12 protein-coding genes are annotated in these 12,551 nt (G+C 72.9%); 7 read left to right on the top strand and 5 right to left on the bottom strand.

Going from position 1 to position 12,551, the window contains the following annotated elements; translation table 11 throughout:
• The first annotated feature begins 2 nt into the window (after positions 1-2).
• Positions 3-1,481, top strand: a complete 1,479-nt coding sequence (locus OG990_RS32030; protein WP_406078128.1) for a PrsW family intramembrane metalloprotease — start codon at positions 3-5, stop codon at positions 1,479-1,481.
• 33 nt (positions 1,482-1,514) lie between these two features.
• Here the strand turns inward: OG990_RS32030 and OG990_RS32035 are convergent, their stop codons facing one another.
• On the bottom strand, positions 1,515-1,682 hold the full coding sequence (locus tag OG990_RS32035) for a hypothetical protein (protein ID WP_328420929.1): 168 nt from the start codon (positions 1,680-1,682) through the stop codon (positions 1,515-1,517).
• Positions 1,683-1,805: 123 nt separating this feature from the next.
• The gene (locus OG990_RS32040) at positions 1,806-2,144 is read right to left on the bottom strand and encodes a co-chaperone GroES (protein WP_328420927.1); all 339 of its coding nucleotides are present in this window, start codon (positions 2,142-2,144) and stop codon (positions 1,806-1,808) included.
• Between the two features lie 105 nt (positions 2,145-2,249).
• Between OG990_RS32040 and OG990_RS32045 the strand changes: the two genes are divergently transcribed.
• On the top strand, positions 2,250-3,602 hold the full coding sequence (locus tag OG990_RS32045; RefSeq protein ID WP_328420925.1) for an AI-2E family transporter: 1,353 nt from the start codon (positions 2,250-2,252) through the stop codon (positions 3,600-3,602).
• A gap of 132 nt (positions 3,603-3,734) precedes the next feature.
• On the opposite strand, the gene OG990_RS32050 is transcribed toward OG990_RS32045, so the two are convergent.
• Positions 3,735-5,936 (bottom strand): ATP-dependent DNA helicase, encoded by a 2,202-nt coding sequence (locus tag OG990_RS32050; protein WP_386988182.1) that lies wholly within the window; start codon positions 5,934-5,936, stop codon positions 3,735-3,737.
• 102 nt (positions 5,937-6,038) lie between these two features.
• Here OG990_RS32050 and OG990_RS32055 point away from each other — a divergent pair, with 102 nt between their 5' ends.
• Entirely contained in the window at positions 6,039-6,545 is a 507-nt protein-coding gene (locus tag OG990_RS32055) for a DUF402 domain-containing protein (RefSeq protein WP_328420921.1), read from the top strand.
• A 6-nt stretch (positions 6,546-6,551) separates the two neighbouring features.
• On the opposite strand, the gene sigJ is transcribed toward OG990_RS32055, so the two are convergent.
• A complete protein-coding gene (gene sigJ, locus OG990_RS32060; protein ID WP_406078129.1) occupies positions 6,552-7,517 on the bottom strand; it encodes an RNA polymerase sigma factor SigJ in 966 nt (321 codons plus the stop codon).
• A gap of 143 nt (positions 7,518-7,660) precedes the next feature.
• Between sigJ and OG990_RS32065 the strand changes: the two genes are divergently transcribed.
• The 3 genes from OG990_RS32065 (at position 7,661) to OG990_RS32075 (ending at position 10,369) form a co-directional block, all read left to right on the top strand.
• Positions 7,661-8,602, top strand: a complete 942-nt coding sequence (locus tag OG990_RS32065; protein ID WP_406078130.1) for a PPK2 family polyphosphate kinase — start codon at positions 7,661-7,663, stop codon at positions 8,600-8,602.
• Between the two features lie 128 nt (positions 8,603-8,730).
• Positions 8,731-9,357, top strand: coding sequence for a DUF47 domain-containing protein (locus OG990_RS32070; RefSeq protein WP_053655020.1), 627 nt, complete (start codon positions 8,731-8,733; stop codon positions 9,355-9,357).
• 4 nt (positions 9,358-9,361) lie between these two features.
• Complete coding sequence (locus OG990_RS32075) at positions 9,362-10,369, top strand: anion permease (protein ID WP_328420916.1); 1,008 nt, start codon at positions 9,362-9,364, stop codon at positions 10,367-10,369.
• A gap of 60 nt (positions 10,370-10,429) precedes the next feature.
• Here OG990_RS32075 and OG990_RS32080 read toward each other — a convergent pair whose 3' ends face one another.
• Positions 10,430-11,398 (bottom strand): Gfo/Idh/MocA family protein, encoded by a 969-nt coding sequence (locus tag OG990_RS32080; RefSeq protein WP_386988171.1) that lies wholly within the window; start codon positions 11,396-11,398, stop codon positions 10,430-10,432.
• 207 nt (positions 11,399-11,605) lie between these two features.
• Here OG990_RS32080 and OG990_RS32085 point away from each other — a divergent pair, with 207 nt between their 5' ends.
• Positions 11,606-12,439 (top strand): NUDIX hydrolase, encoded by an 834-nt coding sequence (locus tag OG990_RS32085; protein WP_406078131.1) that lies wholly within the window; start codon positions 11,606-11,608, stop codon positions 12,437-12,439.
• Positions 12,440-12,551 lie beyond the last annotated feature (112 nt).

Here is a 12,551-nt window from a genome sequence, read left to right on the forward strand (position 1 = left end):
CGATGCGACCAAACCAGCCGGCGGGGGATGGCTACGCTGACCGCATGGCCGACACCCCGCCCGGTGCACCCCTGCCGTCGCCGCCCGCGCCCGCAGCCCCGTCCGCCGGCGAGGCGCCCCGGATGCCGCTGCGCCGACTGGACCGGCGGCGGTTCCTGGTGCTGGCCGGGGTGGTGTTGTTCATCGCCGCCTGCGCGGGCTTCATGGTCTTCACGCTCGGCCAGTCGCTCGGCGTCGAGGCGTTGCTGATCGGGCTGGTCGCCGCCGTCCTACCGGTGCCGGTGCTGGTCGCCTGCTTCCTCTGGCTGGACCGCTACGAGCCGGAGCCGTTGAAGTACCTGATCTTCTGCTTCGCCTGGGGTGCGTTCGTCTCCACGGCCGCCTCGCTCACCGTGAACGAGTTCGCCGCCGCCCGGTTCAATGACTGGGGACTGCCGGCCGCGCTCACCGGCGTGCTGGTGGCGCCGTTCATCGAGGAGCTGACCAAGGCCCTCGGCCCGATCCTGCTGCTGGTGTTCCGTCGCCGGGAGTGGTCCGGGATCACCGACGGCCTGGTCTACTGCGGGCTCTCCGCGGTCGGCTTCGCCATGGTGGAGAACATCCTCTACCTGGGCGGGTACGGCTACGCGGCAGGCGCCGACCGGTACGGCCCGGCGACCGGCACCCAGCAGGTCATCGCGATCTTCATCGTGCGGATCCTGCTGTTCGGCTTCGCCCATCCGCTTTTCACCTCGATGACCGGTGTGGGGCTGGGTGTCGCCGCCCGGACGGCCGACCGCCGGGTCCGGGTGCTCGCACCGGTCGCCGGCCTGCTGCTGGCCATGATGTTGCACGGCACCTGGAACCTGCTGCCCACGCTGACCCAGGCCACCGGCGAGACGGTGATCATGCTGTACGGCTTCCTGGGCCTCATGGTGCCGGTCTTCTTCGGCATGGTGGGGCTGGCGGTGTGGCTGCGTGCGTGGGAGGGGCGGCTCACCGAGCGGACGCTGCCGGACTATGTGCGCGCCGGCTGGCTGAGTCCGCCCGAGGTGGCCGCGTTGAGCAGCCTCGGTCGCCGGCACGCGGCCCGTAGCTGGGCGCGTCGGGTGGCCGGGGACGCCGGGGTGCGGGCGATGCGGGGGTACCAGTTCGCCGCCACCCGGTTGGCCCTGCTGCGCGACGGGACGCTGCGCGGCCTGGACCGCAAGCCGGCTGATCGGGAGCGGACGGCTCGTGAGGAGCGGGAGCTGCTGGAGTCGATCACCTCGTACCGGTCGTTCTTCGTGGGTCGGGACCCGCAGGCCCCGGTCGGGGTCTGGGACGGCAGCCGCTACCACCTGCGCTTCCCGGACGGTTCGCAGCGTCCGGTGGCCGCGCCGGACGAGCCGGTGGTGCCGATTCCGGTGCTGCTGGCCGCGCCGCCACCGCCGGTGGGGTACGCCCCGCCCGGCTGGTACGGCGTGCGGCCGGCGGCGCCCTGGCCGCCCGGTCAACACTGATGTGAGGCCGGCGGATCAGGTCATCAGGGCGGCTCAGGTCATCAGGGTGGTGAGGAAGTCACCGAGGCCCTGGGCCATCGCGACCAGCATCGCCCCGATCGCCTTGAACATCTGCGCGGCACCGTCCGGCCGGAACGCCATGAAGTAGATCAGGAACGCGAGGCTGCCCCAGGCCAACAGCTTCTTCACGAATACCGGCATCGTCCCTCCCCAGGGCCACGGTCGCCGGATGGCTTCCCGTCGTGCGGCCCGGCAAACGGAGCGACGCCGCGCGCCGGTGCCCGGCCGCCCACGCCGGTGTGCGGCGCGGGGTTGGGGGAGGTCTCAGAGGTAGAGGCCGGTGGAGTCGTTGTCGACGCGCTCGGCGGCCACGGCGTGCACGTCCCGCTCCCGCAGCAGCACGTACCCACGACCGTGCAGCTCGACCTCGGAGCGGTCGTCCGGGTCGAAGAGCACCCGGTCGCCGGAGACGATGGCGCGGACGTTCGGCCCCACTCCGACGGCGGTGGCCCAGGCGAGGCGCTTGCCGACCGTGGCGGTCGCCGGGATGACGATGCCGGCGGTGGAGCGGCGCTCGCCTTCGCTGCCCTCCATCCGTACCAGCACCCGGTCGTGCAGCAGGCGGATCGGCAGGCCGGCGTCGAGATCCTGGTCGGCGGTCACGCCGCAGACGCTACCGTGTCGGCGACGGCCGGCAGCCGGTGGTTGCGCCCGAGGTGACCGGGGCAATGTGTGGCGGAACTGCCCTACGGTGTCGGGAACGGACGTATGCTGTCCGACCTGTCGTCGTGGGCGGGCCGGTTTCTCTGCCAGGAGGTGCGCTTGAGCCGCTTCGAGCGGGTACGCGGGCGGCTCCGCCGCGCCTACCAGTCAGGACGGGACTCGGTACGCGCCGATCGGAGCGCGTCGAGCGACGTCCCGGAGCCCGTCGGGGTGGCCTCGCCCGCCGTGCCGGGGCCCGCCGCGCCGCCGACGGCCACGGTCGTCGGCGCGGAACCTCCGGTGGACGTGCACAGCTCGACCTCCAGCCGGGACGACGCCGACGTCCCGCACGGGCTGCGGATCGCCGCCGCCTGGTGCTGGCGGCTGATCGTGATCGGCGTGGTGGCCTGGGCGCTGCTCCGGATCGTCGGCACGGTCAAGATCGTGATCATTCCGCTGGCCATCGCGCTACTGCTCTCGGCGCTGCTCGCGCCGGCGGTGGGCTGGCTGTTGCGGGCCCGGCTGCCCCGGTCGCTGGCGACGGCGGTGGTGCTGGTCGGTGGCCTGGCGGCGGTGATCGGCACGCTCACCCTGGTGGTCAACGAGTTCATCCGGGGAGTGCCGGAGCTGAGCGAGAAGTCCTCGGAGGGCGTCCGGCAGATCCAGAACTGGCTGAAGACGGGCCCGCTGCACGTCTCTGACAACCAGCTCGACCGCTACATCGACGAGGCGCAGGGCTGGATCAACGACAACACCTCGAAGTTCACCAGCGGCGCGCTGAGCACCGCCGCCACGCTGGCCGAGGTGTTGACCGGCACGCTGCTGGTGCTCTTCGCCACGTTCTTCTTCCTACGCGACGGCAGCCGGATCTGGCGTTTCCTGGTCCGGCTGCTGCCGGTGGCCGCCCGGTGGAAGGTCGACGACGCCGGCCGGGCCTCCTGGCAGACGCTGGTCGCCTACGTCCGGGCGACGGTGCTGGTCGCCTTCATCGACGCGGTCGGCATCGGCATCTTCCTGGTCATCTTCGACATTCCGTTCGCCTTCCCGCTGGCCGCGCTGGTCTTCCTCGGCGCGTTCATCCCGATCGTCGGTGCGGCGCTCTCCGGCGGCGTGGCGGTCCTGGTGGCGCTGGTCGACAGCGGCCCGGTCACCGCGTTGATCATCCTGGGCGTGGTGATCGGCGTGCAGCAGTTGGAGGGGCACGTGCTCCAGCCGCTGATCATGGGACGGGCGGTGGCCCTCCACCCGCTTGCGGTGATCATCGGCATCGCCGCAGGGGTGGTGCTCGCCGGGATCACCGGCGCGCTGGTCTCCGTGCCGCTGATCGCGGTGCTGAACACCGCGGTCCGCAGGCTGGCCGCCCGGACGGTCCCGGACACCCCGCCGGACGCCGTGGTCGTCGCCGCACAGGCTCCCTGACCCGCCGGCCCACTTCAAGATCCACACAGTTTCCTGGAAAGAGTGGTCTCCCCGCTGTCGGAGGCCACTCTTTCGCTCATGTTGTGCGGATCTTGAGCTGCGGCGGGGTGTGCGCGGGGGCGTGGCGGGCGGTCAGGCGGTGGCGAGGCGTTGCAGCGCACCGCGGGCCACCTCGGGGCGGGTGGTGTACCAGAACGGCGGCAGCGAACGACGCAGGAACGGCCCGTAGCCGCGGGCGGTCTCCAGCCGGGAGTCGAGCACCGCGACCACCCCCCGGTCGCCGGTGGCCCGGATCAGCCGGCCCACCCCCTGGGCCAGCCGGACCGCCGCGATCGGCACGCTGACCGCGGCGAAGCCGGAGCCGCCGCCCGCGTCCACGGCCGCGGCGCGGGCCGCCGCCAGCGGCTCGTCCGGCCGCGGGAAGGGCAGCCGGTCGATGACCACGAGCTGGCAGGCGTCGCCCGGCACGTCCACCCCCTGCCAGAGCGACATCACCCCGAACAGGCAGCTGGCGCGCTCCTCGCGGAACCGGCGGACCAGCAGCGGCAGCGCCTCCTCACCCTGCAGCAGCACCGGCAGGTCGGTCCGCGCGCGCAGCAGCTCCGCCGCCTGCTGCGCGGCCCGTCGGGAGGAGAAGAGCCCGAGAGTACGCCCACCGGCCGCCTCGACCAGCGCGATCAGCTCCTCCCCGGCCGCCTCGGGCAGCCCGGAGACGCTGGGCCGGGGCAGGTGCGCCGCGACGTACAGGATGCCCTGCCGGGCGTAGTCGAACGGCGACCCCACGTCCAGCGACCGCCAGCCCGGACCTTCGGTCGCCGGGATGGTGGCACCCGGGATGGCGTCGTCGGCCAGCCGGCGGCCCGGCGTCTCGGCGGCCGGTCGGCCCGGGCCGGTGCGGGCGGCCAGCGCGGCGGCGGCCGGGGACGCCGGGACCGGCGGCGCGTCCAGCCCGAGGGCGCGGGCCACCGTGTCGAACCGGCCACCGAGTGCCAGGGTGGCCGAGGTGGCGACCACGGTGCGCTCGTCGTACAGGTGGGTGGCGAGGGTGCCGGCCACCGACAGCGGCGCGACCACCAGTGCGCGCCGGCTGCCGCTGTCGTTCTTCTCCACCCAGGCCACGTCGTGCTCGGCCTCCTCCAGCAGCCGCTGCGCGGTCGTGGAGAGCTCGTCCAACGCCGCCTTGGCCTGCTGCTTGCGGACCGGGTCGGGATCGTCGGATTTGACCTCGCCGATCGCGTCCAGCGCGGCGCGGGTCGCCGCGTCGAGCAGCGTGCACGCCTCGCGAAGCGGCGCCGGCAGCCCGGCGGTGATCCGCCCAGCCGGTGCCTCGGCCAGCCCGACCGCGAGGGCGTCGCCGGCCGCGGTGAGCGACTCGGCGGTCTCCGGCCGCAGCAGCGGGCGGGCCCTCCGGGTGGACCGGTCGATCAGATCTGGCACCAGCTCCGCCTGGGCCGCCGAGGAGACCCGGTCGGCCAGCTCGTGCGCCTCGTCCACGATGAGCAGCTTGTGCGGCGGCACGATGTGCCGGTCGGCCAGCATGTCGACCGCGAGCAGGCTGTGGTTGGTCACCACGATGTCGGCCTCGCGGGCCCGTGCCCGCGACGCCTCGGCGAAGCACTCCGCCCCGAACGGGCAGCGGGTCGCCCCGACACACTCCCGGGCCGGCATCGAGACCAGCCGCCAGGCCTGGTCGTCGACGCCCGGGTCCAGCTCGTCCCGGTCGCCGGTGGCGGTCTTCTCCGCCCAGCCGCGCAGCCGCTCGATCTGCTTGCCCATTCGGCCCGCCTCGCCGAGCCACTTCGTGCCGCCGCCGGGGCGGGCGGCCGGGGTGTCGAAGAGGGTGTCCTCCGGCTCCTCCTCTGTGGAGTTGTCCAGTCGCGCGAGGCAGAGGTAGTGGTGGCGGCCCTTGAGCACCGCGAAGGTGGGCCGCCGGCCGAGCAGCGGCTCGACCGCGTCGGCCAGCCGGGGCAGGTCGTGGTCGACCAACTGGGACTGCAACGCCAGGGTGGCGGTGGAGACCACCACCGGGCCGTCCACGGTGAGGGCCGGCGCGAGGTAGGCCAGCGACTTGCCGGTGCCGGTGCCCGCCTGGACGAGCAGGTGCTCGCCGCTGGTCACGCACTCCTCGATCGCGGTGGTCATCTGCTGCTGGCCGGGGCGCGCAGCGCCGCCAGGCACCGCGCCGACCGCCGCCGCGAGCAGCTCGGTGCCGCTGGGCCGGGCACCCCGCCGCCGGCTCCCGGCACGGGCCGACGGGGTGGCGGAACCGGTGGCGGTGCGGGGCGGAGTCACCGTGCGACGGTACCCGTCGTGCCCGACACGGGCCGCGCCCATCCGCCCGCGTGGCGCGGTACCGGTTGGTGGGCCGGCCCGTCCGGCGCCGTCCGGTTACAGCTGTGCTACGACGCGTGGGCAGTATCGGTTAGGGTGCGAATCATGCCGAGCGACGTGGTCCGAGTGATCTACCGCAAGTACGACGGCAGCGCCCACCGTGACTATCCCGCCCGCCGGCTCGCCGAGGACGACCTCGGCGTCTGGCTCGGCGTCCCCGCGGGCACCGAGTCGGTCTACCACGGCCGTCCGTCGGTGGAGAAGATCCCGTTCGTCCTGCTGGTGCCGCGCCACGCCTGGTGGACGGGCATGTTCAACCCGCCGCCGCGGACCAGCGAGGTCTACTGCGACATCGCCACCCCGGCCCGCTGGGAATCCGACGACACGGTCCATCTGATCGACCTGGACCTGGACGTTGTCCGGCGCCGGGCCACCGGCCTGGTGGAGCTGCTCGACGAGGACGAGTTCGCCGAGCACCGGGCCCGGTACGGCTACCCGGAGGACGTGGTGGTCGAGGCCGAGGCGGCGGCCCGGTGGCTGTTCGGCGCGCTCGGCGACGGCACCGAGCCGTTCGCCACCTCGTACCGCAAGTGGCTGGCCCTGGTGGTCTGAGCCGGCTCACCAGCGCGGCGGCCAGTGGTCGTCGTCGTTCAGTGGCGGCAGATCGGTCAGCTTCTCCGGGTTGAGCTGGTTGTAGATGGCGGTGATCCGGCCCTGGTCCACGGCGAACGCGGTCACCAGGCGGATCGGCCGGCCGTCGGTGTGCACCGTCTCCAGTTGAAGGCCGAGTACGCCGTCGACCAGCACCGGCCGGGACAGCACCCGGCTGGCGTACCGGCCGGCCCGGCCGAAGAGGCCGAGTGCGAAGCGCCCGACCTTGTCCGCGCCGACCACCGGTCGGCGGGCGGCCGGGAAATGCCCGCCCGAGTCGCCGATGAGGACCACATCCGGCGCGAGCACCCGGAGCAGCGGATCCAGCTCACCGGACTCGGTGGCGGCGACGAACGCGGCCAGCACCCGGCGCTGTTCGGCCGGCTCGGCGGTGTGTCGGGGCAGGTCCGGCGCGGTGACCGCCCGCCGGGCCCGGGAGGCGAGCTGCCGGGCGGCGGCCTCGGTGGTGCCGAGCACGTCGGCGACCCGGGCGAACGGCACCGCGAACACGTCGTGCAGCACGAGGGCGACCCGTTGCTCCGGCGCGAGCCGCTCCAGCACCACCAGCAGCGCGGTGCCGACCTGGTCGATGCGCACCGCCCGCTCCGCCGGGTCGGGGGCGTACCCGTCGGTGGGCGGGGTGGCGCCGACCGGGCTCACCACCGGCTCCGGCAGCCACTCCCCGTGGTACGCCTCACGCCGGACCCGGGCCGAGCGGAGCACGTCCAGGCAGATCCGGGCGCAGGCGGTGGTCAGCCAGGCGGACAGGTCGCGGATCTCGGCGCGGGCCGCCGGGTCGGCGAGCGCGCCGGCGTAGCGCAGCCAGGTCTCCTGCACCGCGTCCTCGGCCTCGCTGCGGCTGCCCAGCATGCGGTGGGCCACCGCGAGCAGCCGGCCCCGCTTGGCCTCGAACTCCGTCGCCAGGTCCTGCACGACCCACCACCCTCCCCGGCCGGCTCGTCCCGGCGTACATCCTCCCGCCAACTGGACGCGCCGGCAGCCCCGAACGTGACAGCCGGCCCGGGCAGGGCTGCGCTCGGCGGGCGGATGGCCGGCGGGTGGGCGATGATCCGAGGATGAGCGCACCCCAGCAAGCGCAGATCGTGGCGCCCGTCGGCGGCTCCGTGCGGGAGTTGCTGCGGGTCTCCGCACCGGTGGATCTCGGCGCGATCGACCCCCGGTCCACGCCCGGTCTGCCGGCCACGGAGGTGACCGGGGAGCGCCGCAAGGCCTGGGCCCGCGAGCAGGTGGAGTTGGTCGGCGGCGAGTTGGGCCGCCAGCAGGAGATGCTCTTCGCGATGGCCAAGGCCGGGTCGGACGGGCCGGCGCGTCGGGTGCTGCTGGTGCTCCAGGCGATGGACTGCGGCGGTAAGGACGGCACGATCAAGCGGGTGGCGGGCGCGATGAACCCGCTGGGCCTGCACATCCGCTCGTTCGGTCCGCCGACCCCGCAGGAGCTGCGGCACGACTTCCTGTGGCGGATCCGGCGGGCGCTGCCGCCACCGGGGTACGTCGGGATGTTCAACCGGTCCCACTACGAGGACGTGCTGATCGCCCGGGTCGGCTCGCTGGTGCCGGAGGCCACCTGGCGGGCCCGGTATGACGACATCAACTCCTTCGAGCGGGAGCTCACCGATGGCGGGGTGACCCTGGTCAAGGTGATGCTGCACATCTCCTACGCGGAGCAGGGCGGGCGGCTGCTGGAGCGGCTCACCGACCCGCGCAAGCACTGGAAGTACAACCCGTCGGACGTCGATTCCCGGGCTCTCTGGGACGACTACCAGGCCGCGTACGCCGAGGCGCTGAGCCGGTGCGGCACGGACGCCGCGCCGTGGTTCGTGGTGCCGGCGGACCGCAAGTGGTACCGGGACTGGGCGGTGGCCCACCTGTTGCGGGAGACGTTCGACACGCTTGATCTGGGGTATCCGGCTGCCGATTTCGACGTGGCGCACGAGCGGGAGCGGCTCTGTGCTGGGGACGCGGGGGCGGGTGGGACGCCCGAGATGAACAGCAGGTGAACGACCGGTGAATGCGGCCTGGCCAGGGGTGGGCCGACGAATTCGCCGTTCCGCCGTTTCCTAGCATTCACCGGGCGGGTACCCGACGGGCACCGCCACCCTTCCACCGACGCGACGAGGTCTGTGCTGTGAAGTTTTCCTTCCGCCCCACCGAGGGCGCCTTCTACGAGCTCTTCACCAGGGCCGCGCAGAACCTGGTCCGGGGCACCGCGTTGCTGAACGAACTGGCCCTGCCCGGCGTCGATGTGCAGTCGGTCAGCGAGCGGTTGACCGAGGTCGAGCACGACAGCGACCAGATCACCCACGACCTGTACAAGAAGATCAACTCGACGTTCATCACGCCGTTCGACCGGGAGGACATCTACCGGCTCGGCTCGCTGCTGGACGACGTGATGGACCACCTGGAGGCGGTCGGCGACCTGCTCTACCTGTACGGGCTGACCGAGCTCCCGGCGCTTCCCCGCGAGCTGCACGAGATGGTGAACGTGCTCGACCAGCAGGCCAAGCTGACCGCCGACGCGATGCCGCGGCTGAAGTCGATGAAGGACCTCGAGGACTACTGGATCGAGTGCAACCGGCTGGAGAACGAGGGCGACCGGATCAACCGGCAGTTGCTCGTCCGTCTCTTCTCCGGCGAGTACGACGCGTTGACGGTGCTGAAGATGAAGGAGGTCGCCGACGAGCTGGAGGCCGCCTGCGACGCCTTCGAGCACGTGGCCAACACCGTCGAGACCATCGCCGTCAAGGAGTCCTGAGCCTGTGACCCCCGAACTCATCGCCGTGCTGGCGGTGATCGCGGTGGCCCTGGCGTTCGACTACACCAACGGCTTCCACGACGCCGCCAACGCGATCGCGACCAGCGTCTCCACCCGGGCGCTGACACCCAGGATCGCCCTGCTGCTCGCCGCGGTCGGCAACTTCGTCGGTGCCCACTTCGGCGCCGGGGTGGCCAAGACCGTCGGCGACGGCCTGGTCACCCTGCCCACCGGGGTCGCCAGCCTCGGGGTGGTCTTCGCCGGAGTGCTCGGCGCCATCGCCTGGAACCTGATCACCTGGTACTTCGGTCTGCCCTCGTCGTCGTCACACGCGCTCTTCGGCGGCCTGGTCGGCGCGACCCTGCTGTCCACCGGCGGCATCGTGCAGTGGGCCACCATCGGCGAGAAGGTCATCCTGCCGATGGTGCTCTCGCCGATCGTCGGTCTCACCCTCGGCTACCTGCTGATGCTGGCCATCCTCTGGCTGTTCCGGAAGGGGCAGCCGGGCAAGCTCAACCGGGGCTTCCGGTGGGCGCAGACCGCCTCGGCGGCCGCCATGTCGGTCGGCCACGGCATGCAGGACGCCGCGAAGACCATGGGCATCGTGGTTCTCGCCCTGTACACGGGCGGCTTCCAGGACGACAAGTCCCACATCCCAGGCTGGGTGTTCTGGACCTCGGCGACGATGCTGGCGCTGGGCACGTACGCCGGCGGTTGGCGGATCATCCGCACCCTCGGCCGCAAGATCATCGACCTGGGCCCGCCGGAGGGCTTCGCCGCCGAGACGGTGGCCAGCGCGGTGCTCTACTTCAACGCCCTGGTGCTGAAGGCGCCGATCTCCACCACCCACACGATCACCTCGGCGATCATGGGCGTGGGCGCCACCAAGCGGCTCTCCGCGGTCCGCTGGAACGTCGCCGGCAACATCGTGATCGCCTGGATCGTCACGTTCCCGGCCGCCGCGCTGATCGCCTGCCTCACCTACCTGCTGGTCCGGCCGCTCTTCGGCTGACCGCACCCCGACGCACCACGACGGAAGGGCCCCTTGTCAGCCGACAAGGGGCCCTTTCCTTCACGCGTACCGCACGCCGATCTGCTCGCGTACGGCGTCCAGCAGGGCCATCACCTCAAGCGTGGTGGCGTGCGGCACCAGCGGGCTCTCGGTCAGCCCGGCGGCCAGGCAGCGCTGCACCTCGATCGCCTCGTACTGGTAGCCGTTACCGACCGTGTCGGCGGTGATCGTCTCCGGCTCGGCGCCGTCGCGGTGCAGGACCAGCGAACCCGGCCGGAAGAACGGCTCCGGCAGGTCGATCCGACCCGCGGTGCCCGTGATCGAGGCGGTCTGCCCGCTCGACCCGACCATGCCGCAGCTCAGGGTGGCCAGCGCGCCGGTGTCGTAGCCGAACAGGATGCCGGTGTTCTCGTCCGTCCCCTCCGGGCCGAGCTGCGCCCAGGACCGGATCTGCTGTGGCACACCGAGCAGCAGGTGGGCCAGGCTGATCGGGTAGACCCCCAGGTCGAGCAGGGCGCCCCCGCCCAGCGCCGCGGCCCGCATGCGGTGCTCCGCCGGGAACGGCCCGGACACCCCGAAGTCGGCCCGGACGCTGCTCACCGTGCCGATCGCGCCCTCCGCGATCAGCTGCACCACCCGCAGGATCATCGGGTTGGTCCGCATCCACATGGCCTCCATGAGGAAGGTCCCGGCGGCACGGGCGGTGTCCACCAGCTCGGCGCTGGTGGCCAGGTCGAGGGTGAACGGCTTCTCCAGCAGCACCGGGCGCCCGGCGGTCAGGCAGGTCATGGCCGCCTCGTAGTGCGCGGCGTGCGGGGTGGCCACGTAGATCACGTCCACCTCGGGGTCGGCGGCCAGCTCCACCCAGGAGGCGTAGGCGCGCTTCACGTCGTGCTTCTCGGCGAAGCGCTGCGCGCTGTCGGCGGCGCGGGAGCCGACCGCGACCAGTTCGGCGTCCGGCACCAACCGGAGGTCTTCGGCGAAACGGCTGGCGATGTGGCCGGTGGCCAGGATGCCCCAACGAGTCATGTCGGCACGCTAGCCCAGCCAGGTGAACCGCCGGCTCGCCGGCCATGCCTGCCTGGGGTGCGCGCCTGATCGTGATCGACTCCGTGTCGGCGATATCGCGCTATCCCGCGACCAGGACACCCCGACATCGCCGATACGGCGCCGAACCCGCTTTGTAGGCTGGGCGCGCTCCCGGTAGCCGCGTCGCGGGGAACTAGGCTCGCGGGCATGACGATCGACAGCGACGGCTTCGCCGCCCCGGCCGCCCTGGTCGAGCACGCCCGCCGGTTCCAGGCCGAGGGCGGCACCCCGGCGGTGCCCCGGGTCGCGGCCACCGTCCTGCTGCTCCGCCCGACCGGCGCCGACTTCGAGGTGTACGTCATCCGCCGGGTCGCCGCGATGACCTTCGGCGGGATGTACGCCTTCCCCGGCGGCGGGGTGGACCGCTCCGACTCCGAGGCCCACCTGGACTGGGCCGGCCCGGCGCCGAGCGAGTGGGCGGGGCGGCTCGGGGTGGCTCCGGACGCCGCCCAGGCGGTGGTCTGCGCCGCCGCCCGGGAGGTCTTCGAGGAGGCGGGCGTGCTGCTCGCCGGCCCGGACCCGGCGACCGTGGTGGGCGACGTCAGCGGCGACGACTGGGAAGCTGCCCGGCAGGACCTGGAGGGGCGTCGCCTGGGCTTCGCGGCGCTGCTCGCCGACCGGGGCCTGACGTTGCGGTCGGACCTGCTGCTGCCGTGGAGCCGGTGGATCACGCCGGAGTTCGAGCCGCGCCGCTTCGACACGTACTTCTTCGTCGCCCTGCTGCCTGAGGGGCAGCGGACCCGGGACGTCTCCGGCGAGGCCGACCACACCCTGTGGGTTCGCCCGGCGGACGCGTTGGCCCGGGCCGAGGCGGGCGAGCTGACCATGCTGCCGCCGACGCTGGTCACGCTGGCCCAGGTGGCGGCGGCCGGCGATCTGGCCGGAGTGGCGCGAGCGGCGGCCAGCCGGGACGCCGCCACCCCGGTCACTCCCCGCCTGGACCTGCCGCCCGACGGCGAGCCCCGCTTCGTGCTCGGCTGAGCACCCCGCCCCACCCCAGCCGCGCTCGCCCGCCAAGATCGCGCTCGATCCAGGAGCTTGTCTCATCCTGTTTGGGCTGGTGGGGTGGTGTTGACAGGACGAGTCGTGGGGT

The organism is Micromonospora sp. NBC_00858 (genome assembly GCF_045207365.1).
In the GTDB taxonomy this organism is placed as follows: domain Bacteria; phylum Actinomycetota; class Actinomycetes; order Mycobacteriales; family Micromonosporaceae; genus Micromonospora.